Annotated in this window: 18 protein-coding genes and 2 tRNA genes; 5 read left to right on the forward strand and 15 right to left on the reverse strand. The window is 60.3% G+C overall.

Going from position 1 to position 23,885, the window contains the following annotated elements; genetic code table 11:
* Positions 1-12: 12 nt before the first annotated feature.
* From rpsF to rnr, 3 genes are all read right to left on the reverse strand, one after another.
* Positions 13-435: a 30S ribosomal protein S6 gene (rpsF, locus tag BK665_RS00865; RefSeq protein WP_007939579.1), complete on the reverse strand. Its 423-nt coding sequence runs from the start codon at positions 433-435 to the stop codon at positions 13-15.
* Positions 436-752: 317 nt separating this feature from the next.
* Complete coding sequence (rlmB, locus tag BK665_RS00875) at positions 753-1,520, reverse strand: 23S rRNA (guanosine(2251)-2'-O)-methyltransferase RlmB (RefSeq protein WP_123402423.1); 768 nt, start codon at positions 1,518-1,520, stop codon at positions 753-755.
* The gene (rnr, locus tag BK665_RS00880; protein ID WP_123402424.1) at positions 1,517-4,156 is read right to left on the reverse strand and encodes a ribonuclease R; all 2,640 of its coding nucleotides are present in this window, start codon (positions 4,154-4,156) and stop codon (positions 1,517-1,519) included. Before rnr ends, rlmB begins: the two co-directional genes overlap by 4 nt.
* 226 nt (positions 4,157-4,382) lie before the next feature.
* Between rnr and BK665_RS00885 the strand changes: the two genes are divergently transcribed.
* The 4 genes from BK665_RS00885 to BK665_RS00900 all read left to right on the forward strand — a co-directional run bounded on the left by BK665_RS00885 (position 4,383) and on the right by BK665_RS00900 (position 7,614).
* Positions 4,383-4,469: transfer RNA gene (locus BK665_RS00885), tRNA-Leu, on the forward strand.
* 166 nt (positions 4,470-4,635) lie between these two features.
* A tRNA-Leu gene (locus BK665_RS00890) sits at positions 4,636-4,722 on the forward strand.
* Positions 4,723-5,038: 316 nt separating this feature from the next.
* The gene (locus BK665_RS00895) at positions 5,039-6,049 is read left to right on the forward strand and encodes an extracellular solute-binding protein (protein ID WP_123402425.1); all 1,011 of its coding nucleotides are present in this window, start codon (positions 5,039-5,041) and stop codon (positions 6,047-6,049) included.
* Complete coding sequence (locus tag BK665_RS00900; protein WP_123402426.1) at positions 6,049-7,614, forward strand: ABC transporter permease; 1,566 nt, start codon at positions 6,049-6,051, stop codon at positions 7,612-7,614. Before BK665_RS00895 ends, BK665_RS00900 begins: the two co-directional genes overlap by 1 nt.
* A gap of 96 nt (positions 7,615-7,710) precedes the next feature.
* Here the strand turns inward: BK665_RS00900 and BK665_RS00905 are convergent, their stop codons facing one another.
* The 12 genes from BK665_RS00905 to BK665_RS00960 all read right to left on the reverse strand — a co-directional run bounded on the left by BK665_RS00905 (position 7,711) and on the right by BK665_RS00960 (position 22,715).
* Positions 7,711-9,645 carry a methyl-accepting chemotaxis protein gene (locus BK665_RS00905; RefSeq protein ID WP_123402427.1) on the reverse strand — a complete coding sequence of 645 codons (1,935 nt, stop codon included), beginning with the start codon at positions 9,643-9,645 and terminating at the stop codon, positions 7,711-7,713.
* A 149-nt stretch (positions 9,646-9,794) separates the two neighbouring features.
* Positions 9,795-11,087 carry an adenylosuccinate synthase gene (locus BK665_RS00910; protein WP_010464193.1) on the reverse strand — a complete coding sequence of 431 codons (1,293 nt, stop codon included), beginning with the start codon at positions 11,085-11,087 and terminating at the stop codon, positions 9,795-9,797.
* 54 nt (positions 11,088-11,141) lie between these two features.
* On the reverse strand, positions 11,142-12,329 hold the full coding sequence (locus BK665_RS00915) for an ATP phosphoribosyltransferase regulatory subunit (protein WP_123402428.1): 1,188 nt from the start codon (positions 12,327-12,329) through the stop codon (positions 11,142-11,144).
* Positions 12,330-12,644: 315 nt separating this feature from the next.
* Entirely contained in the window at positions 12,645-13,514 is an 870-nt protein-coding gene (gene hflC / locus BK665_RS00920) for a protease modulator HflC (protein WP_123402429.1), read from the reverse strand.
* Positions 13,514-14,686 (reverse strand): FtsH protease activity modulator HflK, encoded by a 1,173-nt coding sequence (gene hflK, locus BK665_RS00925; RefSeq protein WP_123402430.1) that lies wholly within the window; start codon positions 14,684-14,686, stop codon positions 13,514-13,516. The genes hflC and hflK overlap by 1 nt, the downstream gene beginning before the upstream one ends.
* Positions 14,687-14,782: 96 nt before the next feature.
* Positions 14,783-16,084 carry a ribosome rescue GTPase HflX gene (gene hflX / locus BK665_RS00930; RefSeq protein ID WP_123402431.1) on the reverse strand — a complete coding sequence of 434 codons (1,302 nt, stop codon included), beginning with the start codon at positions 16,082-16,084 and terminating at the stop codon, positions 14,783-14,785.
* A 12-nt stretch (positions 16,085-16,096) separates the two neighbouring features.
* On the reverse strand, positions 16,097-16,357 hold the full coding sequence (gene hfq / locus BK665_RS00935) for an RNA chaperone Hfq (RefSeq protein WP_007902656.1): 261 nt from the start codon (positions 16,355-16,357) through the stop codon (positions 16,097-16,099).
* Between the two features lie 94 nt (positions 16,358-16,451).
* Positions 16,452-17,423: a tRNA (adenosine(37)-N6)-dimethylallyltransferase MiaA gene (miaA, locus tag BK665_RS00940; RefSeq protein ID WP_123402432.1), complete on the reverse strand. Its 972-nt coding sequence runs from the start codon at positions 17,421-17,423 to the stop codon at positions 16,452-16,454.
* A complete protein-coding gene (mutL, locus tag BK665_RS00945) occupies positions 17,423-19,333 on the reverse strand; it encodes a DNA mismatch repair endonuclease MutL (RefSeq protein ID WP_123402433.1) in 1,911 nt (636 codons plus the stop codon). The genes miaA and mutL overlap by 1 nt, the downstream gene beginning before the upstream one ends.
* Entirely contained in the window at positions 19,330-20,760 is a 1,431-nt protein-coding gene (locus BK665_RS00950; protein ID WP_123402434.1) for an N-acetylmuramoyl-L-alanine amidase, read from the reverse strand. Before BK665_RS00950 ends, mutL begins: the two co-directional genes overlap by 4 nt.
* Positions 20,761-21,231 (reverse strand): tRNA (adenosine(37)-N6)-threonylcarbamoyltransferase complex ATPase subunit type 1 TsaE, encoded by a 471-nt coding sequence (tsaE, locus tag BK665_RS00955; RefSeq protein ID WP_123402435.1) that lies wholly within the window; start codon positions 21,229-21,231, stop codon positions 20,761-20,763.
* Complete coding sequence (locus tag BK665_RS00960) at positions 21,219-22,715, reverse strand: NAD(P)H-hydrate dehydratase (protein WP_123402436.1); 1,497 nt, start codon at positions 22,713-22,715, stop codon at positions 21,219-21,221. The genes tsaE and BK665_RS00960 overlap by 13 nt, the downstream gene beginning before the upstream one ends.
* Before the next feature lie 63 nt (positions 22,716-22,778).
* Between BK665_RS00960 and queG the strand changes: the two genes are divergently transcribed.
* Positions 22,779-23,867: a tRNA epoxyqueuosine(34) reductase QueG gene (gene queG, locus BK665_RS00965; protein ID WP_123402437.1), complete on the forward strand. Its 1,089-nt coding sequence runs from the start codon at positions 22,779-22,781 to the stop codon at positions 23,865-23,867.
* Positions 23,868-23,885: the final 18 nt, after the last annotated feature.

A 23,885-nucleotide genomic window follows, 5' to 3' on the forward strand; every position in this document is an offset into this window, starting at 1 on the left:
AAGGTCCGTGGATTACTCGTCAGCGTTATCGCTGTTGTCGCTGTCATCACTGTCAACGCCTTCGGCGTCGGAGTGCTCAGGACGGTCGCGACGCTCACGGCGCTCACTGCGGTTTTCTTCAGCCTTGAGCATCTCGGATTGGCCGGTAACGGCTTCTTCGCGACGGATGACCAGGTTACGGATCACTGCATCGTTGTAGCGGAAGTTGTCTTCCAGCTCGGCCAGGGCCTTGCCAGTGCATTCAACGTTCAGCATCACGTAGTGAGCCTTGTGAACATTGTTGATTGCGTAGGCCAGTTGACGACGGCCCCAATCTTCCAGACGGTGGATTTTGCCGCCGTCTTCTTCGATCAGCTTGGTGTAACGCTCTACCATGCCGCCGACTTGCTCGCTTTGATCCGGGTGGACCAAAAAGATGATTTCGTAATGACGCATGAATGCTCCTTACGGGTTGTAGCCTGCCGTTCAAAAACGGTCAGACAAGGAGTGAATGACACTTATGGACTTGCTTGCGATAGACACATGCGTGCCTGCCGTCACAGCAAGGGGCGCAATTGTAGAGAAGGGACAGGAGAGGTGCAAGGCAATTGGTGATTATTTGAACAGTTCGTTCACTCACCCATTTTCGCCACCCCACAAACCACTGTGGGAGCGGGCTCGCTCGCGAAGAGGGTGTGTCAGACAGCATTTCTGCCTACTGACACTCCCTCTTCGCGAGCAAGCCCGCTCCCACAGTTTGGATCGAGTCTGACTTAAGACTTTTTGCCGGTTCCGGCAGCCTTGACGCTGCGCTGGCGCTGGGCCTCGAACAGGCAAACGCCAGTCGCCACGGAAACGTTGAGGCTGCTGACGCTGCCGGTCATCGGCAGATGCACCAGGTAGTCGCACAGGTCGCGGGTCAGGCGACGCATGCCGCTGCCTTCGGCGCCCATGATCAGGATGGTCGGGCCGGTCATGTCTTGCTGATACAGACTCTGCTCAGCCTCGCCCGCCGTACCGACCACCCACAAGCCGCGCTGCTTGAGCTTTTCCAGGGTGCGCGCCAGGTTGGTCACAGCGACCAACGGAATCACTTCCGCCGCGCCGCAGGCCACTTTACGCACCGTTGGGGTCAGGGTGGCTGACTTGTCCTTCGGCACGATTACCGCCAACGCACCGGCCGCATCGGCCGAACGCAGGCAAGCGCCGAGGTTGTGCGGATCAGTCACGCCGTCGAGCACCAGCAACAGCGGTGCGCCTTCGGAACGATCGAGCAGCTCGTCGAGCATTGCCTCGCCCCAGACCTGGCTCGGACTCACGTCCGCCACCACGCCCTGGTGCACACCATCAACCCAGGCATCGAGTTCACGACGCTCAGCGTTGCCGACAGGCACACGATTTTCGCTCGCCAGTGCAATCAGCGCCTGTACACGCGGCTCGCTGCGGCCTTCAGCCAGCCAGATTTGCTTGACGCGCTTGGGGTGGTGACGCAGCAATGCTTCTACCGCGTGCACGCCGTAGATTTTTTCCAACTGACTCATGACTTGGCCTTAGGTTTACGCGCCCCGCCGCTTTTGGCTGGGGCCGAGCCCGCTTTCGGCGGGCCTTTACGGTGTTTGCTCGGCTTGCTGCCGGAAGCCTTTTCAGGCGCCGACCGTCCGGTCTTTCCCCCAGACGCCGCTTTACCGCCGCTTTTCGCTTCAGACAGCAACGCCTGTTTCAGTTCACGGCTTTTGCGCAGCTCGGCATTTTTTGCCGCCGCATCGCTTGGGCGATAGGCTTCGGGCGCTTTTTCCTTGGCAGGACGACGGCCGGTTTTTGCCGGGGCCGGTTCTGCAGCGGTTTTGGCGCCTGTTTTTGCAGCAGAAGCCGCAGGTGCAGTGGCTTCAGTGCCGCGCTTCTTGCGACCGATCGGCGCGCTGATGGTCTTTTCAGCCATCTCGAAGTCGATCTTGCGTTCGTCGAGGTCAACGCGCATCACGCGCACTTCAACGGTGTCGCCGAGGCGGAAGCTGCGACCTGTACGCTCACCGGCGAGGCGGTGGTGCACAGGATCGAAGTGGTAGTAATCCCCCGGCAGCGCGGTGACGTGCACCAGGCCTTCGACGTAGATGTCGGTCAGCTCGACGAACAGGCCGAAACCGGTCACGGCGGTGATCACACCCGGGAACGATTCGCCCACGCGGTCTTTCATGAACTCGCATTTGAGCCAGTTCACCACGTCGCGGGTCGCTTCGTCGGCACGGCGCTCGCTCATCGAGCACTGCTCGCCGAGTTGCTCCAGGGCCGCTTCGTCGTACGGATAGATCCGCGCTTTCGGAATGGTCATCGCGCCAGCACGGCGAACGTGCGGCGTGTCTTGCTTGGAATGGATCACGCTGCGGATCGCCCGGTGCGTGAGCAAGTCCGGGTAGCGGCGAATCGGCGAGGTGAAGTGGGTATAGGCTTCGTAATTCAGGCCGAAGTGGCCCTGGTTATCGGCGCTATACACCGCTTGGCTCAACGAACGCAGCATGACGGTCTGGATCAGGTGGAAATCCGGACGGTCCTTGATGCTCGCCAGCAAAGCCTGGTAATCCTTCGGCGACGGGCCGTCCTTACCTTTGTGCAGGGACAGGCCGAGCTCGCCGAGGAAGGCGCGCAGTTTTTCCAGACGCTCCGGTGGCGGACCGTTGTGCACGCGATACAGCGCAGGAATTTCGTGTTTCTTCAGGAATTCAGCAGTGGCCACGTTGGCCGCGAGCATGCATTCCTCGATCAGTTTGTGCGCATCGTTACGCACGGTCGGACGGATTTCGGCGATCTTGCGCTCGGTGCCGAAGATAATCCGGGTTTCCTGAGTTTCGAAATCGATCGCGCCACGCACGTGACGAGCGCCCAGCAACACTTTGTACAGTGCGTAAAGCTGCTTGAGGTGCGGCAGAACGTCGGTGTACTCGCCGCGAAGCTGACGCGCTTCGGTGAGTTTCGGCGTTTCCAGCATCGCGCTGACTTTGTTGTAGGTCAGGCGGGCGTGGGAGTGAATCACCGCTTCGTAGAAGCAGTAGTCGGTCATCTCGCCGGTTTTGGAGATGGTCATCTCGCAAACCATGGCCAGGCGATCGACATGCGGGTTCAGGGAGCACAAGCCGTTGGACAACTGCTCTGGGAGCATCGGCACGACGCGCTCGGGGAAGTACACCGAGTTACCGCGAACCTGGGATTCGTTGTCCAGCGCCGAACCGATCTTCACGTAGCTGGAGACGTCGGCAATTGCCACGTACAACTTCCAGCCACCGGAGAACAGGCGCAGCTTGCCTGGCTTGGATTCGCAATACACCGCGTCATCGAAGTCTCGCGCATCTTCACCGTCGATGGTCACGAACGGCAGATGGCGCAGGTCGATACGCTTCTCTTTGTCTTTCTCTTCGACTTCAGGCTTGAGCTTGGCAGCTTCTTTCAACACCGCCTCAGGCCATACGTGCGGGATATCGTATGCGCGCAGGGCGACATCGATTTCCATGCCCGGCGCCATGTAGTTACCCACCACTTCAACCACGTCGCCTTGCGGCTGGAAGCGTGGCGTCGGCCAGTGAGTGATCTTCACTTCGACGAACTGACCGATATTGGCATTGGCGTTGCGGCCCGGGGTGACCAGCACTTCCTGCTGGATCTTCGGGTTATCCGCAACCACGAAGCCGATACCGCCTTCTTCGAAGTAACGGCCGACGATGGTCTCGTGGGCACGGGAAACGACTTCGACGATCATGCCTTCGCGGCGACCGCGACGGTCCAGGCCGGAAACACGGGCAAGGGCTCGGTCACCGTCGAACACCAGGCGCATTTGCGCCGGGCTCATGAACAGGTCGTCACTGCCGTCGTCCGGGACGAGGAAGCCGAAACCGTCACGGTGACCGCTGATGCGGCCCAGGATCAGGTCGAGCTTATCCACAGGCGCATAAGTGCCGCGACGCGTGTAAATAAGCTGAGCATCGCGCTCCATGGCGCGCAGGCGGCGACGCAGGGCTTCGATCTGGTCTTCTGTGGTCAGACCAAACTCCTCGACCAACTGCTCGCGGTTAGCAGGCGAACCTCGATCAGCAAGGTGCTGAAGGATCAGTTCGCGGCTAGGAATAGGGTTTTCATATTTTTCCGCTTCACGAGCGGCCTCGGGATCGAGGGACTGCCAATCGGCCATTAGAGAGTTTTCACCTTGTCTATATGCGGGTTAGTTTGGCATAGGCGTAATGAAACGGGAAATTTCAGGCTATGAGAGCCTATCTAAAGCCCTTTATCGACACCCCGAAGCTGAATTAAATGCCATTGGCGAAATTTTCCAGGTTTTTTTCATGGCAGGGGTTTACAGTTAAAAACACGCTCCGTATAGTGCGCGCCATCGACGACGCACTAGCGCTGCCGATACTGCCCAGATGGTGAAATTGGTAGACACGCCAGCTTCAGGTGCTGGTGACCGCAAGGTCGTGGAAGTTCGAGTCTTCTTCTGGGCACCAATTTCGAGCTTGAGATTAGATCAATTTCAAGGCTCACACAAAAACCCGCGAAAGCGGGTTTTTTGCATTCAGAGCTTCTGATTTATTAAAACCAAATCAGGGGTTTACAGATTAAAAAGCTCTCCGTATAGTGCGCCACATCAACAGCGGTGACGTTGCTGATACTGCCCAGATGGTGAAATTGGTAGACACGCCAGCTTCAGGTGCTGGTGACCGCAAGGTCGTGGAAGTTCGAGTCTTCTTCTGGGCACCAATTCAAATTTCAGAGTCGATCTGGAATTTCACAAAAACCCGCGAAAGCGGGTTTTTGCGTTTCTGCCTTTCAAAAACTTTCCAGTCAACATCAACCCCCTGTGGGAGCGGGCTTGCTCGCGAAGGCGTCGTGTCATGCAACATTGATGCTGGATGACACACCGCTTTCGCGAGCAAGCTCCCACAGGGTTTGTGCATAACCAAAAGACAGCCGCCGCTCTGGCAGGGCCTTATCCTGCCCTCAAGACGCACTTGAGAAACAATATCGTTTATCATTGTTGCAAGTTTTTGCAATGCGACAGTGAGGAACCCTGCGAATGATGTTTCGAAATACCCTGCGCCGAGGCCTGACCTTTACCCTCCTCGGCCTGGCTCTCGCCACTCCCCTCACCCAAGCCGCCGATCCGGTGTCCCTGACGCTCTACAACGGCCAACACAAGGAAGTCGGCGATGCAGTCGCCAAAGCCTTCGAAGCCAAGACCGGGATTCACGTCAATGTACGCAAGGGCAGCAGCAACCAGCTCGCCAGCCAGGTCGTCGAAGAAGGCGACCGCTCCCCCGCCGATGTGATCTACACCGAAGAATCGCCGCCGCTGAACAAACTCGGTGAACAAGGCCTGCTGGCCCAGACCGACGCCACCACCCTCGCCGTCCTGCCGAAAGACTACGTGGCCGGCAATGGCACCTGGATCGGCATCACCGCCCGGGTCCGCGTGGTCGCTTTCAACCCGAAACTGATCGACGAAAAAGACCTGCCCAAGTCGGTGATGGAATTCTCCGATGCCAAATGGCAAGGCAATGTCGGTTTCGTACCGACCAGTGGCGCATTCCAGGAACAGGCCGTGGCGATCATCAAGACTCACGGAATGGACGCCGCCGAAGAATGGCTGACCGGCCTGCGCGCTTTCGGCAAGGTCTACAGCAACAATATGGTTGCGCTGAAAGCCGTGGAAAACGGCGAAGTCGCCACCGTGCTGGTGAACAACTACTACTGGTTCGCCTTACAGCGTGAAAAGGGCCAGCTCGATTCGAAACTGCATTATTTCACCGGCGGCGACGTCGGCGGCTTGATCACGGTGTCGAGCGCTGCCGTGCTGAAATCCAGCAAACATCCACAAGAAGCCCAGCAATTGCTCGCCTACATGGCCAGCGAAGAAGGTCAGCGCGTAATCACCCAGACCACCGCCGAATACCCGCTGCACAAAGGCATGGAATCGGATCGCGGGCTCAAGCCGTTCAGCGAACTGGAAGCGCCGAAAGTCACCCCGGCCGACCTCGGCAATGCCGAAGAAGCCCTGGACCTGGAACGTGACGTTGGCTTGAACTGATGAGCGCATCGCTATCCGCTTCCGCCGCGCAGGCGAGTTACGTGCCTCGGCGCAAACGGCCGTCAATCTGGTTGCTGCTGCCGGTGTTGCTGCTGGTGGTGCTCAGCCTGTTGCCGCTGGCTTATGTCGGGCTCAAGACTTGGCAAGCAGGCTGGGCCGAAGCATTGCATCTGCTATGGCGGCCGTATGTGTTTGGCCTGCTGCGCAACACGTTGTCACTGATGGTCGGCGTGACCCTGGCCTGCGGCGTGATCGGCCTATCGCTGGCCTGGCTGCTGGAGCGCAGCAATCTGAAGGGCCGGCGAATCTGGGGCGTGATCCTGTGCCTGCCGTTTGCCGTGCCGGCGTTTGTCAGCAGCTTCACCTGGGTCTCCCTCAGCGCGCACTTCGAGGGTTTGGGCGGGGCGATTCTGGTGATGACCCTGTCCAAGTATCCGCTGGTGTTTCTGCCGGTGGCGGCGACCCTGCGCAACCTTGATCCGTCCCTGGAAGAGTCCGCCCGCACCCTGGGGCAGAATCGCTGGGGTGTGTTTTTCCGGATCACCCTGCCGCTGCTCTGGCCATCCTTACTGGCCGGCTCGCTGCTGATTGCGCTGCACATGCTCGTGGAGTTCGGCGCGCTGTCGATCATCGGCCTGCAAACTTTCACTACGGCGATCTATCAACAGTTCGAACTGGAATTCAGCAACGCCAATGCGGCGATGCTGTCGGCGGTGCTGTTGGCGCTGTGCCTGGTGCTGTTGTGGCTAGAGCTGCGGGTTCGCGGCAAGGGCCGACACGTGCGCACCGGCCAGGGTGCGGCGCGGCATGCCGAACAGGTTCGCCTCGGGCCTTGGGCTGTCGCCGGGCAGGCTTATTGTTTGGCGCTGGCAATCATTGGCAGCGGCATTCCGCTGGGGATGCTCGCGTATTGGCTGGCGGTTGGCTCCTCGGCGGCGTTCCCGGTGGCGGCGATCAGCGAAGCACTGCTGTCGTCCCTGGCACTGTCTCTCGGCGGTGCAGCGCTGTGTCTGGTGCTGGCGGTGCCTGTGGGCTTGCTGGTGGTGCGCTACAAAGGCCAACTGGCAATCTGGGCCGAGCGCTTGCCGTATCTGCTGCACGCGCTCCCTGGCCTGGTGATTGCGCTGACCCTGGTGTATTTCGCCCTGCACTACGTGCCGGCGCTGTACCAGACGTCGATGTTGCTGCTGATCGCTTATGCGCTGCTATTTCTGCCGCTGGCTCAGGCGCCGATTCGTACCGCGCTGAACAAAGCTGCGCCGCAGTTGGAAGAGGCGGCGCGCACGCTGGGCGCGTCGTCGTTCAGTGCGTTTTGCCGGGTGACGCTGCCGATTATCTTCCCGGCATTGGGCGCGGCGTTTGCGCTGGTGTTTCTGGATGCGATGAAGGAATTGACGGCGACACTGCTGCTGAGCCCGACCGGGTTGAACACGCTGGCGACAGAGGTGTGGGCGCATACCGCGAATGTGGAATTTGCGGCGGCGGCACCTTATGCGGCGTTGTTGATTTTGGTGTCGGGGTTGCCGGTTTACCTGCTGACTACCCGGATGTATTTGAGCCGCTGAAAAGCTTCGCGGGCAAGCCTCGCTCCTACAGGACTTGCGCAAACCCTGTAGGAGCGAGGCTTGCCCGCGAAGACGTCGGCCCAATCAACACAAATCCTAAGCCCTGAACTGCCCCAGACTCGCTTTCAACTGCGCCGCCAACCCATCCAGCACTTTGCCGCTGGCCGTGGTTTCCACCACTGCCTGAGCCGCTTTCTCAGCTTGCGCATGAATGGTCTCGACCCGCCCCCGCACCGCTTGCGCACCTTGCGCCTGATGCGCCGCTGCTTGAGTAGCCAAACCAATCGCCGCATGCACTTGCTCGACCGAGGCCTGAACCGACTGCTGTAACCGCGCGCTGTCACGCAACACCAGCAAACCTTCACTGGCCTGGCGCCCTGCCTGACCAATCGCTGCTACAGCTTCTCGCGCGCCTTGCTGCAAGGCGACGATATGCGCCTGGATGTCGCCAGTAGAACTTTGCGTCTTGCTTGCCAGCGCCCGCACCTCATCCGCCACCACGGCAAATCCACGACCGGTTTCACCTGCCCGGGCCGCTTCGATGGCGGCGTTCAGCGCCAGCAGGTTGGTTTGCTCGGCGATCCCGTGGATCACCGTCAACACCACTTCAATCTGTTCACTTTGCTGCGCCAGGCGTTCGATCACCTTGGCCCCGGTATCGACCTGCCCGGCCAGCGCCTCGATCAGGCTGCCGACCTTCGCCGAGGTCCGGGTGTTCTCATCGGTGGCCGAGCGGATATCCACAACCTGCTGCAAGGCTGCTTGCATGGCATGACTTTCAGACTGGGCTTCGTCAGCCATTTGCGACAATGCCCGCAGGCTTTCGGCGACTTCATCACGCTGCATGCCCGCCGCTTTATCGGCCCCGGCATTGCGCAGGGTCATCGCACCGATTTCCACGCCGGTACGCTGGGCGACATCGCCCGCTTCGCGCACGATCGGCTGCAACTTATCCACAAAGCGATTGACCGCCGAGGCCATGTCGCCGATTTCATCCTTGCTGTTGATCTGCACACGCTTGGTCAGGTCGCCCTCGCCCGCCGCGAGATCATCCATGGCCGCAATCAGCAGCTTCAGGCGATTGACTACCCGACGACCCAGCACCACGGCCAGCAACAGCAACACGCCGAAACCCACCACCGCCAGGCCCATGCCGATGCGCCAGCGCAAAGTGCCCGCCGCCTCCTGCACGGTGCTGGTGGTATTGGCTTGCATTTGCGACGCGGTGGACTGCGCCGACTTCAGACGCGCCCCCATCGCCGCTGCGCTATCCGCCGCCGCGCCCTTGAGGCTGTCGCCGACCAGTTGATCACTGCTGGCGATCAGCGCCGAGAAGCGCTTGTCCAGGGCTGCCAGATCGACTTCCACGGAAGCCGTGGAGACGCCCATCAGGACCTTGCCGATTTCCACGCCATTGGGGCTGATCGAAGCTTCGATGTAGTAGACCGAGGGATCGTTCTTCGCCGCATCCAGCACTTTGTCCAATGCGCGCTCGCCCTGTCCTTTCTCCAGCAGCGCTTTGTTGATCGGGTTCTCGCGGTTCAGATAGCGCGTCAGGTGCTGTCCGGTGGCGTCGTCGTAGATCACAAACAACACGTTGGGATTGCGCTGGGCGCGGCGGGCGAATTCGGACAGGGTAGGAACGTCGCTGTCCCACATGGCGCGGGGTGCAACCGAGGCCAGAAGCTGCGCCATATCGTTGGCGGAGTCCTTCAGGTCTTTTTCCAAAGTCCCACGCAACTGCGCCTGCTCGTCCTTCAGACGCGAGGACAAACCGGCAGTGAGGCGCTGACGGGTATTGGTGGACAGGCTGTCCAGGCTCGACGTGACTTCACGCCCCGCCTGCTCCAGTTCACCGGAGAGCTTTTGACTGTCAGCCCCCAGGCGCACGCCCAAGTCGGCTTCCAACGCGGTGACCGTGCTCCGAGTCAGGGCGACCGCAACCAGCACTTGCACCAAAAGGGCGATACCGAGGGTAACGAACACAGGCCGCAATAGACGGCTTTGTAACAGTGAGAGAATGGCTGACACTTAAAATCCCTCTGCTTGGCGCCATTAAATTGATGGCGCATCGGAAGCGATGCTTTTAATCAACATCACAGCAAAGGTCGTGCCGTCTGACAGACAGATACGACAAAGGCCCCAAATGAGGGGCCTTTGTGTTTTACATCAAAGACTTATTAAGCGAACGGATGACGCAGAACGATGGTTTCGTTGCGGTCCGGCCCCGTCGAAATAATGTCAATCGGCGCACCGACCAACTCTTCAACGCGCTTGATGTAGTTGCGAGCAGCTTGCGGCAGCTCTTCCAGGGTCTTGGCACCAACGGTAGATTCGGTCCAGCCTGGCATCTCTTCGTACACGGGCTCCAGGCCGATGTAGCTGTCGGCGTCGGTCGGTGCGTCGATCACTGCACCATCCTGGTTCTTGTAGCCAACACAGATGTTGATGGTTTCCAGGCCGTCCAGCACGTCCAGCTTGGTCAGGCACAGGCCCGAGATGCTGTTGACGTCGATTGCGCGACGCAGGATGACGGCATCGAACCAGCCGCAACGACGGGCACGACCGGTGGTAGCGCCGAACTCGTGGCCACGCTTGGCCAGGAACGCGCCAACGTCGTCGAACAGCTCAGTCGGGAACGGACCCGAACCGACGCGAGTGGTGTAAGCCTTGGTGATGCCGAGGATGTAATCCAGATACATCGGACCGAAACCCGAACCGGTGGCGATGCCGCCCGCGGTGGTGTTGGAGCTGGTGACGTACGGGTAAGTACCGTGGTCGATGTCCAGCAGGGAGCCTTGGGCGCCTTCGAACATGATGTCTTTGCCAGCGCGACGCAGCTCGTGCAGCTCAGCGGTGACGTCGAGCATCATCGGCTTGAGCAGCTCGGCGTATTCCATGCACTCGTCGAGTGTCTTCTGGAAGTCGATGGCTGGCTCTTTGTAGTAATTGACCAGGACGAAGTTGTGGTAGTCCAGCAACTCGCCCAGCTTGGCGGCGAAACGCTCACGATGGAACAGGTCACCGATGCGCAGACCGCGACGGGCGACTTTATCTTCGTAAGCCGGGCCGATGCCGCGACCGGTTGTACCGATCTTCAGCTCGCCACGGGCCTTTTCACGCGCCTGGTCCAGCGCAACGTGATAGGACAGGATCAGCGGGCAGGAAGGGCTGATACGCAGGCGCTCGCGCACCGGTACACCTTTCTCTTCCAGCTTGATGATCTCGCGCAGCAGAGCGTCCGGTGCAACCACCACGCCGTTGCCGATCAGGCACTGCACGCCTTCGCGCAGCACGCCCGACGGGATCAGGTGCAAGACGGTTTTCTCGCCGTCGATCACCAGGGTGTGACCCGCGTTGTGGCCACCTTGGTAGCGCACTACGGCGGCAGCATGTTCGGTCAGCAGATCAACGATCTTGCCTTTGCCCTCATCACCCCATTGGGTGCCCAGGACTACGACATTCTTACCCATAACACTTGTCCTCATTCGCGCAAACTTGGTGCCGGCAGCCGCCGGCAGGAAAACTCAAGAAGCCAGCGGCAATACTTGCCAAAGCCCGTTCTGCTGAATCAATTGCCGGTCGCAGTCCGCTTCACGGGCGGCGGCCAATGGTTGCCCAGGCAAAGCCTGGACGACACGCTGACCCTCACTGCGCAACTGGCAAACCTGCTGCCAGAGTGCCGCATCCGTACTGTCAGGCATCCAGATACCGCCAGACGGTAGCTCGATTTCAGCACGCCCCAGGGTCACCAGGGTTTTCAAATCGGTGGAGAAGCCGGTTGCCGGACGGGCACGACCGAAGTCGGCGCCGATGTCGTCGTAACGACCGCCCTGGGCAATGGACTGGCCAACGCCCGGGACGAACACCGCGAACACCACACCGGTGTGGTAGTGGTAGCCGCGCAACTCGCCCAGATCGAAGTAAAGCGGTAATTCCGGGAAACGCGCGGACAGCCGATCGGCAATCGCCAACAGGTCTTCCAGTGCCGCCAGTACCGGCGCCGGCGCATTGGCCAGACGCTCACGGGCAGCGCCCAGGACCTCACGACCGCCACACAGGTCGACCAGCGCCCGCAGCATGCCCGACAACTCGGCAGGCAAGCCTTCGGTCAAGGTAATGACCTCGTCGATAGCCTTGCGTTGCAACGCATCGAACAACTGTTGCTCGACTTCACCGGACAAACCGGCCGCGCGGGCCAGGCCACGGTAGATACCGACATGACCGAGGTCCATGTGCACGTCCGGCACATCGGCCAGTTGCAGCATGGCCAGCATCAGGCTGATGACTTCGACGTCGCTGCTCGGGCTGGCATCGCCGTACAACTCGGCGCCCAACTGGATCGGGCTGCGGGACGATGACAAGGCCCGTGGCTGCGCATGCAGCACGCTGCCGGCGTAGCACAAACGGCTCGGACCTTCACGACGCAGGGTGTGCGCATCGATGCGCGCCACTTGCGGCGTGATGTCGGCACGGAAACCCATCTGCCGGCCCGATTGCGGGTCGATGACCTTGAAGGTACGCAGATCCAGGTCCTGGCCCGCGCCGGTCAGCAGGGATTCCAGGTACTCGATATGGGGAGTCACGACAAACTCGTAACCCCAGCTCTGGAACAGATCCAACACCTGGCGACGCGCTACTTCAATGCGCGCCGCCTCTGGTGGCAGTACTTCTTCGATGCCATCTGGCAGCAGCCAGCGGTCTACCGTTGCCATTACGCCATTCCCCTATGATCCGGGCGGCCAGCCGTTGGGCGAGCCTTGAGTGAAGCAGAAAATGCCTGGCCCATGCGCAAAGCACGCGCATGGACGACGTGGCGAAAAGCCGAAACCGGCTTCGCCAATCACTTTCCTCGAAAAACCTGTCGAGTCATTCAACTCGGGCGCCTGCCTGAAAACCACAATCAAACGTGCAGACGCAAAAAAGCCGGGAATTTCCCGGCTGCCGCATCATACACACGTTTTCCCAAAGGATCACCCCGCCCGAGGTTTTAGCCGCCAGGCGGGGTGATGATTCAGGTCAACGCTGTATCAAGGCTTGGCTTTTTCCAGGTAACGGAAGAAGTCGCTGCTTGGGTCCAGGACCATGACGTCGGTTTTGTTCGCGAAGCTTTCACGGTAGGCACGCAGGCTACGGTAGAAACCGTAGAACTCCTGGTCCTGGCCGTAGGCCTTGGAGTAGATCGCAGCAGCCTGGGCATCACCATCACCACGAACCTCTTCAGATTCACGATAGGCTTCGGCCAGCAACACGCGGCGTTGACGATCGGCGTCGGCACGGATGCCTTCGGCCAGCTCGTTACCCTTGGCGCGGTGCTCGCGAGCTTCACGCTCACGCTCAGTGCTCATACGTTCGAACACGCTGCGGTTCACTTCTTTCGGCAGGTCGATGGCCTTGACCCGAACATCGACAACTTCGATGCCCAGCTCTTTTTCCGCCATCTTGTTCAGCGAAGCGGTGATGTCCGCCATCAACGCGTCACGTTCACCGGAAACCACTTCATGCAGGGTGCGCTTACCAAACTGGTCACGCAGGCCCGATTCCAGACGACGGGACAGACGCTCGTCGGCAATCTGCTTCAAACCAGATGTCGCGGTGTAGAAGCGCTCGGCATCTTTCACGCGCCACTTGGCGTAGGCATCGACCATGACAGCTTTCTTTTCCAGCGTCAGGAAGCGTTGTGTCGGTGCATCCAGCGTCATCAGGCGTGCGTCGAATTTGCGCACCTGGTTAACGTAAGGCACTTTCACATGCAGGCCCGGCTGAACATCAGTCTGGACCACGCGACCGAATTGCAGCATTACCGCACGCTCGGTCTGACCCACAATGTAGAAGCAGTTCCAGGCTGCGATCGCCACGACGACGCAGACAATAAGGGCGATCAGCGATTTATTGCTCATCAGCGACTCTCCCTGGTACGTGCTTGCTGTTGTTGCAGATCAGCGGCTGCACGCGCATTCGCTTCATTGCTGCTGGCTGCTGCGCCCGTTACCGGTGCGCTGGTGCTGCGGCCACTGTCGATCATCTTGTCCAACGGCAAGTACAGCAGATTGCTCTGGCCATTCTTGTTGCCGGTCACGAGAACCTTGCTGGTGTTGGTGAAGACTTCCTGAATGGTGTCCAGGTACAGACGCTCGCGGGTGACTTCAGGGGCCTTGCGGTACTCGGCGACCAGTTTGGTAAAGCGATCCGCCTCACCCTTGGCACGCGAAACCGTTTCGTCGCGGTAACCGTTGGCATCCTCAAGGATGCGCTGGGCCTGACCACGGGCTTCCGGAACGACGCCGTTGGCGTAGGTTTCAGCCTGGTTGCGCGAACGCTGCTCGTCTTCACGGGCGCGGATCACATCATCGAAGGCTTCCTGGACTTCACGCGGTGCGGCTGCGCTTTGAACGTTGACCTGGGTAACGGTGATACCGGTGCGATAGGTATCGAGGAAACGTTGCAGACGCTCCTTGATTTCGCTGGCCATCAATTCACGGCCTTCGGTCAGGACCTGGTCCATGGCGGTGGAACCCACCACATGGCGCAAGGCGCTGTCGGTCGCGTGTTGCAGGCTGATTTCCGGCTGATCGACGTTCAGCACGAAATCCTGCAGGTTGCTGATCTTGTACTGCACGGTCAGCGGCACTTCGACGATGTTCTCGTCTTCGGTCAGCATCTGGCCCTGCTTGGTATAGGCACGCTCACGCGTGACGTTTTCCATGTACTTCTTGTCGATCGGCGGGAAGTAGATGTTCAGGCCCGGGCCTACCGTCTCGTAGTACTTGCCGAAGCGCAGCACCACGGCTTGCTCCTGCTCGTCGACGACGTAGACCGCGCTGTACAGCCACACAGCGGCGAGCACGACCAGGCCGATGCCGAGCAGACCGCCGAAGCCGCCACTCTTGCCCGAACCACCGCCGTCGTCACCGCGTTTTTTACCACCACCGAACAACCCGTTCAGGCTTTCCTGCAGCTTTCGGAAGGCCTCGTCGAGATCCGGTGGTCCCTTGCGGTCGCCGTTATTGCGGCGCTTGCCACCCCAAGGATCCTGATTATTCGAGTTGCCACCCGGCTCATTCCAAGCCATAGCGCTCTCCATCTGATAAAGCAAAGACGCACCCACGGCGCGCCGACCAATGCTACAGAATGCCTGTCACCACGGCACAACCGCTTTCTCAGGCTTTTATTGCAAAGTGTGTTGCTCGATGAAGTCCATCGGTTGCAGGCCTTCGCGGCTGACCAGTCGATTCAACTCGACCCGAGGCAAGCGAACAGCCAGCAAGCTGACACCTTCTTCGTCGTGTTCTTCTTTCTGCACCGCACCGAGTTCGAAAAACTGCGCACGCAGTCGAGCAAAACGTTGCGGCAAGCGCAAGGTGCCAACAAACAAATCACTGCCCAGCAACTCGGCAATGGCTTGCTCAAGCAATTCCAGACCACTGCCATCACGCGCCGACAGCCAGACCCGCTGGGGCTTGCCGTTTTCGTCGCGCTGGATTTGTGGCTCAACGCCTTCAAGCAAATCGAGTTTGTTATAGACCTCGAGGATCGGCAAGTCCTGGGCCCCGATCTCGCCCAGCACCACCATCACCTGCTCGATCTGCAACATGCGATCCGGTTCGGCCGCATCGATCACGTGCAACAGCAGATCCGAGTTGCTCGACTCTTCGAGCGTAGACCGGAATGCCTCGACCAGTTTGTGGGGCAAGTGGCGGATGAAACCCACCGTGTCGGCCAGGACAATCGGCCCCAGGTCGTCGATTTCCAGACGGCGCAAGGTCGGGTCCAGCGTGGCAAACAACTGGTCAGCCGCGTACACGTCGGATTGGGTCACGTTATTGAAGAGCGTGGATTTGCCGGCGTTGGTATAGCCCACCAGGGACACGGTAGGAATATCCGCACGGGAACGGCCGCGTCGCGACTGTTCGCGCTGACTGCGCACCTTTTCCAGCCGACCCTTGATCTGTCGCAGGCGAACCCGCAGCAAACGGCGGTCGGTTTCCAGCTGGGTTTCACCCGGACCACGCATACCGATACCGCCACCCTGACGCTCAAGGTGAGTCCAGCCGCGAACCAGGCGCGTGCTCATGTGGTCAAGCTGGGCCAGTTCGACCTGGAGCTTGCCCTCATGGGTACGGGCGCGTTGGGCAAAGATATCGAGAATCAGACCGGTACGGTCGATCACGCGACACTCGAAAACACGTTCGAGGTTACGCTCCTGACTGGGCGTGAGGATGTGATTGAAGATGACCAGATCGGCCTTTTCGGCATGGACCAGGTCGCGCAGTTCCTCGACCTTGCCGCTGCCAATCAGGAACTTGGCAGTTGGCCGATGACGCGGCACGTTAAAAAACGCGACGGTCTCGGCGCCAGCCGAATTAGCCAATTCCTGAAACTCCTGCGGATCTTCGCGCGCCTCAGGGTCCTGTCCATCCAAGTGAACGAGGATCACTCGTTCACCACCACCGTGGCGCTCAAAGAACAAAGGAGACTCCTATCAGGCGTTACCTGGCTCAGCGTCACCCGCTTCGGATTCGGTTGCGCTAGGCAGACGAATTGGACGAACCGGCACCACTGTCGAGATAGCGTGCTTGTAAACCATCTGGCTAACGGTGTTTTTCAGCAGGATGACGAACTGGTCGAAAGACTCGATCGTGCCTTGCAGTTTGATCCCGTTGACCAGGTAGATGGACACCCCAACTTTCTCTTTACGTAAAGTATTCAAGTAAGGGTCTTGTAGCGAATGCCCTTTTGACATGTGCCGCACTCCTTTAAGGATTCAATATAAAAAATAGGTAATTCAGATGGCTTGGGCCGTCACACCCCCAAGGATAGACGGCAATTGCAAGGACTCAGCTCAATATGGAGATGGTCCCAAGGTATTTCAAGGCGCGTGGCAGATTGTCGCAATCGAGGCTGTCCAGCCAGTGTAAATCAGCCCAACTGCGCAGCCAGGTGAACTGGCGCTTTGCCAATTGGCGCGTGGCGATGATTCCACGCTCCTGCATCTCGGCTTGCGTCAGCTTGCCATCCAGATAATCCCAGACTTGTCGATACCCTACAGCGCGTATGGACGGCAACCCTGAATGCAGGTCACTTCTCGTACGCAGGGCTACGACCTCGTCGATGAATCCCTGTTCCAACATAATTGTGAATCTTTGTTTAATGCGCTCATGCAGCACCTGGCGATTTGCCGGTGCAATGGCCAAGTTCGCGACAGTATAGGGCAATTGTTGCAGTCCCGAAGCGGCTGCTTCAGTACTTTGCGCAGATTGTCTGAGCCGCAGCTCGGTCATGCTCTGACCGCTCACACGATAAACTTCCAGCGCTCGACTGAGACGTTGAGGATCGTTCGGGTGAATTCGCGCCGCCGACACCGGATCAATGATTGCCAATTGATCGTGCAGGGCTTGCCAGCCAAGGCTTGCAGCCTCTTCTTCGATTTGTGCACGAACTTCAGGATCGGCCGCCGGCATTTCCGCCAACCCTTCGACCAAAGCCTTGTAGTAGAGCATCGTGCCGCCTACAAGCAGCGGAATTTTGCCTCGGGAAGTGATCTCGGCCATCGCCTCAAGGGCATCACGACGAAAATCCGCTGCTGAATAGCTCTCCGCCGGGTCGATAATATCGATCAAGCGGTGCGGAAATTCGGCCAGGATCTCTTTCGATGGCTTGGCGGTGCCGATGTCCATGCCGCGATAGACCAGCGCCGAATCAACACTGATCAGCTCGCACGGCAGGACTTTGGTCAGCTCGATGGCCAGGTCGGTCTTGCCCGCAGCGGTCGGGCCCATCAGGAAAATCGCTGGAGGGAGCTGGCTCATCAACGACCGCGCAAGAACAGTTTGTCCAGATCGTCCAGGCCCAATTGGGTCCAGGTCGGTCGGCCATGGTTGCATTGACCGCTGCGTTCGGTGTTTTCCATGTCCCGCAACAGGCCGTTCATTTCCGGTATCGCCAGGCGCCGATTAGCGCGGATCGCGCCGTGGCAGGCCATGGTGCCGAGCAGTTCGTTCAGGTGCGCCTGAATCCGGTCGCTGGTTCCGTATTCCATCAGGTCGGCCAGCACGTCGCTGACCAGACGATTGGCTTCCGCTTGCTTGAGCAGCGCCGGAATCTGCCGGATCGCCAGGGTTTCCGGGCCCAGGCGTTGCAACTCAAAGCCCAGGCGCTGGAACCAGGCGACGTTCTCTTCGGCGCAATCGGCTTCGCGCTGACTCACGGCCAGGGATTCGGGCACCAGCAGCGGCTGGCCGCTCAGGCCTTCGCTGGCCATGGCGACTTTCAGGCGTTCGTACATGATCCGCTCGTGGGCGGCGTGCATGTCCACCAGCACCAGGCCCTGGGCGTTTTCCGACAGGATATAAATGCCCTTGAGCTGCGCCAGCGCGTAACCCAGCGGCGGAATATCGTCCTGCCCGGCGGGCAGCGCGACCGCATTGGCTTCGGGCAGCGGTGCGAAAAACTCGCGGTACGCCGCTTGAGCTTCCGCCACCGGCACGCCGGATTGAGGCTTTGGCGTGTACTGATATTGATAACCGGCGCCAACGCCCGAGCCTGCGGCCGTATTAAAGGTCGGCTGCCCTTGAGGCTGTTCCAGCAACGCATTCGCCGCCAGGCGCATTTCGCCCTGTGGACCGAACTCACCGGCATCGATGCCGGTCGGTCGGACAATGGCCGTCGCCACCGGCGCGGCCAGATGGTCTTCGGGCCGCACATCGCCTAAGGCGCGGTGCAAGGTGCCGTAGAGGAAATCGTGAACCATGCGCCCGTCACGGAAACGCACTTCGTGCTTGGTCGGGTGCACGTTGACGTCAACGCCCGCCGGATCGACTTCGAAAAACAGCACGAAGGTCGGGTGACGACCGTTGAACAGCACGTCGCGATAGGCCTGGCGCACCGCGTGGGCCACCAGTTTGTCGCGCACGGCACGGCCATTCACGAAGAAATACTGCAAGTCCGCCTGGCTGCGGTTGAACGTCGGCAACCCGACCCAACCCCACAAATGCAGGCCATTGCGCTCGATTTCGATCGGCAGCGCCTGCTCCAGGAACCCCGAACCGCAAATCGCCGCCACACGCCGGGCGCGAGCCGCGTCGTCATGGGCTTCGTGCAGGCTGAGGATGGTCTTGCCGTTGTGGCGCAAATGGAACGCCACGTCGAATCGCGCCAGAGCCAGGCGTTTGATCACTTCTTGCAGGTGATCGAATTCGGTTTTTTCGGTCTTGAGAAACTTGCGTCGGGCCGGGGTATTAAAGAACAAGTCGCGCACTTCCACCGAGGTGCCCACCGGGTGAGCGGCCGGTTGCACCCGGGGCGCCATGTCCCGGCCTTCGGTTTCGACTTGCCAGGCCTGATCGGCGTCCTTGGTGCGGGACGTCAGGGTCAGGCGCGCCACGGAGCTGATCGACGCCAGGGCTTCACCACGAAACCCGAGGCTCATCACCTGTTCGAGGTCTTCGAGGTTGCGAATCTTGCTGGTGGCGTGTCGCGCCAGGGCCAGCGGCAGGTCATCGGCGGAAATGCCGCTGCCGTCGTCGCGCACCCGCAGCAGCTTGACGCCACCCTGCTCGACATCGACGTCGATGCGTTTGGCACCGGAATCGAGGCTGTTTTCCAACAACTCCTTGATCACCGAAGCCGGGCGCTCGACCACCTCACCGGCGGCAATCTGGTTCGCCAGTCGCGGGCTGAGCAGCTCGATACGAGCCGTGTTGTTCAGCGCCTGATTCATTCTTTGGCCGCCAGTTCTGTGCCGGGAATGGTCAGGGTCTGGCCGATTTTCAATTCATCGCTTTTCAGATTGTTGGCGCTGCGCAGGGTCGCCGGGGACACCTGATAACGCACGGCAATCATCGCCAGGGTCTCGCCGGGGCTGACGCGATGGTCGCGGGGGCCTTGGGCGATCTTGCCGGAATCACGCAGCCAGGCAATGTAAGTGCCCGGTGGCGGGTTCTGCTGGAAGAACTGGCGAACACCGGCGCTGATGGAGCGCGCCAATGCCTGCTGGTGGCTGGCCGTCGACAGTTTCGTGGCTTCGTTGGAGTTGGAGATGAAGCCGGTTTCCACCAGGATCGACGGAATGTCCGGGGATTTCAGCACCATAAACCCGGCCTGCTCCACCCGTTGCTTGTGCAGCGGCGTAACGCGGCTAATGTTGCTCAAGACCTTCTGGCCAACGTTCAGGCTGGAGGTCAGGGAAGCCGTCATCGACAGATCGAGCAACACGCCCGCGAGCATGCGGTCCTTGTCGTCGAGGCTGACGCTGCCGGCACCGCCGATCAAGTCGGAACGGTTTTCGCTGTCGGCCAGCCAACGGGCGGTCTCCGAAGTGGCACCGCGATCCGACAGGGCAAACACCGAGGCTCCGAAAGCTGCCGCAGACGGTGCGGCGTCGGCGTGGATCGAGACAAACAGGTCGGCGCCTTTCTTGCGCGCAATTTCGGTACGGCCACGCAGCGGGATGAAGTAATCGCCGGTGCGGGTCAGTTCGGCGCGGAAGCCTTTCATGCCGCTGACCTGGCGCTGCAATTCACGGGCGATGGCCAGGACCACGTCTTTTTCATGCTGACCGCGAGAGCCCGAGGCACCCGGGTCTTCGCCGCCGTGGCCGGCGTCAATCACCACAATAATGTCGCGCTTGCCCGCCGGAGCCGGCGGCAGTTTCACCGGAGGATCGATCGGGGTGACCGGCACCGGGGCCACGGTCGCAACGTTGGTCGGTGGCGGCGGAATCGGGGCGGCGGCTTCGGCGCTGTCGAACAGGTCCACCACCAGGCGATTGCCGTACTGGGCGTTCGGCGGCAGGGTGAAGCTTTTCGGTGTGACGGCTTTTTTCAGGTCGATGACCACCCGCAGGTCGGTCGGTGTGCGCTGGGCCGAACGCATGGCGGTGATAGGGCTATTGGAGGCGTTGACGTTGAGCGGCGCACCGAGGGTCGCGCCGTTGATGTCGATGACCAGCCGATCCGGCGAGGTCAGGGTGAAAACGCTGTGCTGCACCGGCCCCGTGAGGTCGAACACCAGCCGTGTGTTATCCGGAGCTCGCCACAGGCGAACGCTGTTGACCTTCGTTTCGGCCACAGCGTCGACGGTCACCGCCAAAAACAACAACCCTACGGCAGCTACCATCGCGCGAAAGCGCATACCTGACCCCATCATTTAATTGGTTTCCAATGCCAAAGCGGCACACCACGACTCGCCACGCGAGCCCTGGGACAAAATTTTCAGCGAACGCCCGCTGTCTTGCGGGCTAATGGTAATGGTCAGGTCGGGCTTTGGCAAAAAGCCTGCACCCTTCTGGGGCCATTCAATCAAACACATAGCGTCGTCGTCGAAGTAATCGCGGATGCCGAGGTATTCCAGTTCCTCCGGATCGACCAGTCGATACAGGTCGAAATGGAACGCGCGAATGTCGCCAATCTCGTAGGGCTCGACCAGGGTGAAGGTCGGACTTTTTACCGCACCCACATGCCCCAGGCCACGGATGATGCCCCGGGACAGCGTGGTTTTCCCCGCCCCCAGGTCGCCTTCGAGAAAAATCAGACCGTGCCCTTGAGTGGTTTTTGCTATGCGTGCACCGAATGCGGTCATCGCCTCTTCATCAGCCAGGTACAGGGTTACTTCAGACACGGTGCTTGCTCCTCCAACAACTGACGAATGGCTGGAATCAGATCACTGGCCGCCAGCCCACGGCCCGATTTACCTTGTTGCGCCCCGGCATTGGCGTGTAGCCAGACTGCCAGGCACGCGGCCTCGAATGCATTCATGCCCTGGGCGAGCAAGGCGCCGACCAGACCGGCCAGCACATCGCCCAGACCGGCAGTGGCCATCGCCGGATGGCCCTGGTGACACGCCGCCAGCCGCCCATCGGGACTGGCGATCAGGCTGCCGGCGCCTTTCAGAATGACTACTGCTGTATATTTTTTGCTCAATGCGTGAGCGGCGGCGGGGCGATCGGCCTGCACGCCTGCGGTGCTGATTCCCAGCAACCGCGCCGCTTCGCCCGGATGCGGAGTGATGATGCAATCGGCGGGCAGTTTCACCTGTTCTTCGGCGAGCATGTTCAGCGCATCGGCGTCCCAGACTTGCGGCAACGGCGCGTTGGCGGCTGCTGACAACAGACTTTTACCCCATGCCCCCTGCCCCAAACCCGGACCGACCACCAACACCGACACTTTTTCCAACAATCCCATCAACTGATTGGCCGACGAAGTACCCAACACCATGGCTTCCGGGATTCTCGCCAACGCGGCGGGCACATGTTCGCTGCGGGTGGCCACGGACACCATGCCCGCACCGCTGCGCAGCGCACTTTGCGCACTCAGCAGGATCGCGCCGCCGAAACCGCGATCACCGCCGATCAGCAGCACATGGCCGAATTTGCCTTTATGGGAGGTGGGTGGTCGAGGGGCCAGGCGTGGCAGGTTAGCGGCGCTTAGACGACGGGCGCTGATCGCTGCGCTCTCAAGTAGTTGCGGATCTGCGTGCAGATCGTTGAAGACCAACTCACCGACCACATCCGCCGCATCACCGGTGAACAGCCCCAGCTTCAAACCGATGAACGTCACGGTGAGATCCGCCCGAACCGCCACGCCCAGCAGACGACCGGTATCGGCGCACAGCCCCGAAGGGATATCCACCGCCGCCACCGGCAAGCCACTGGCATTGATCGCGGCAATGGCGCTGGCGTAGGGCTCACGCACTTCACCGCTCAGACCAGTGCCGAGCAAGGCATCGAGGACGATGCCGCGCAACTCGGTGTCGGTCCAGGCTTGGATGATTACGTTTTCGCTCAAGGCCTCGGCATGAGCCCGTGCCGCATCACCCTGCAATCGCTTGGGATCACCCACCGCCAGCACCCGCACTTGCCAACCGGCACGCTGGGCCAGCACCGCCACCAGATAACCGTCGCCAGCGTTGTTGCCGTGACCGGCCAGCACCGTCAGTTCGTTGGCCGTCGGCCACTGCCGGACCAGCGCCCGCCACGTCGCCCGCGCCGCTCGCTGCATCAATTCGAAGCCCGGCGTGCCGGCCGCGATCAGGCTCGCATCGAGCCCTCGCACTTGCGCGGCGCTGTACAGCGCGTCGGGTAAATCATCTTTAGTGTGCGGCATGCGTCTTCGGGCTCCGATGTCTGGCAGAATTATACGCACCTCAGCTCCGGTTTCTCTCGTCTCATGCCCGCTATTACTACAGACCTGCCCGCCCTCGCCCAATCCATCAAGGACTGGGGCCGCGAGCTGGGCTTTCAGCAAGTCGGCATCAGCGGCCTGGACCTCGCCGAGCATGAGCAGCATCTGGAACGCTGGCTCGAAGCCGGCTACCACGGCGAAATGGACTACATGGCCGCCCACGGCAGCAAACGCTCGCACCCGGAAGAACTGGTGCCGGGTACTTTGCGTGTAGTGTCGCTGCGAATGGACTACCTGCCCGGCGACACGCAAATGGCGCAATTACTCGCCCAACCGGAAAAAGCCTACGTCTCCCGTTATGCCTTGGGCCGCGATTACCACAAACTGATCCGTAAACGCGTGCAACAACTGGCCGATAAAATTCAGGCCGAGATCGGCCCCTTCGGCTTCCGCGCTTTTGTCGACAGCGCCCCAGTGCTGGAAAAAGCCATCGCCGAGAAGGCTGGTCTTGGATGGATCGGCAAAAATACCCTGGTCTTGAATCGCAAGGCCGGCAGTTACTTCTTCCTCAGTGAACTGTTTGTCGATCTGCCACTGCCGGAAGACCCGCCCCACTCAACCGAACATTGCGGCCGCTGCACCGCGTGTCTGGACATTTGCCCGACCAACGCCTTCGTCGGCCCCTACGTGCTGGACGCCCGGCGCTGCATTTCCTACCTGACCATCGAACTGAAAACCGCGATCCCGGAAGACTTGCGACCGTTGATCGGCAATCGGGTGTTTGGCTGCGATGACTGCCAGATCGTCTGCCCGTGGAACCGCTTCGCCCGTCCGTCCGGGGAAAGCGACTTCAAGCCTCGGCATAATCTGGACAATGCCGAGTTGGCTGAATTGTTCATGTGGGATGAAGACAAGTTTCTCAGCAGTACCGAAGGTTCGCCGCTTCGCCGGGCGGGTTATGAGCGGTGGTTGCGCAATCTGGCGGTGGGCTTGGGCAATGCGCCGTCGAGTATTCCGGTGTTGGAGGCGTTGAAGGCGCGCAGGGAATATCCGTCGGAGTTGGTGCGTGAACACGTCGAATGGGCACTGAAGCAACACGAACAACGCGCTGACAACGCTGTATCTCCCTTTTAACGGGGCCACTAAATCGGT

Origin of the sequence: Pseudomonas frederiksbergensis (genome assembly GCF_003732665.1) — a bacterium.
Lineage (GTDB): Bacteria > Pseudomonadota > Gammaproteobacteria > Pseudomonadales > Pseudomonadaceae > Aquipseudomonas > Aquipseudomonas frederiksbergensis_G.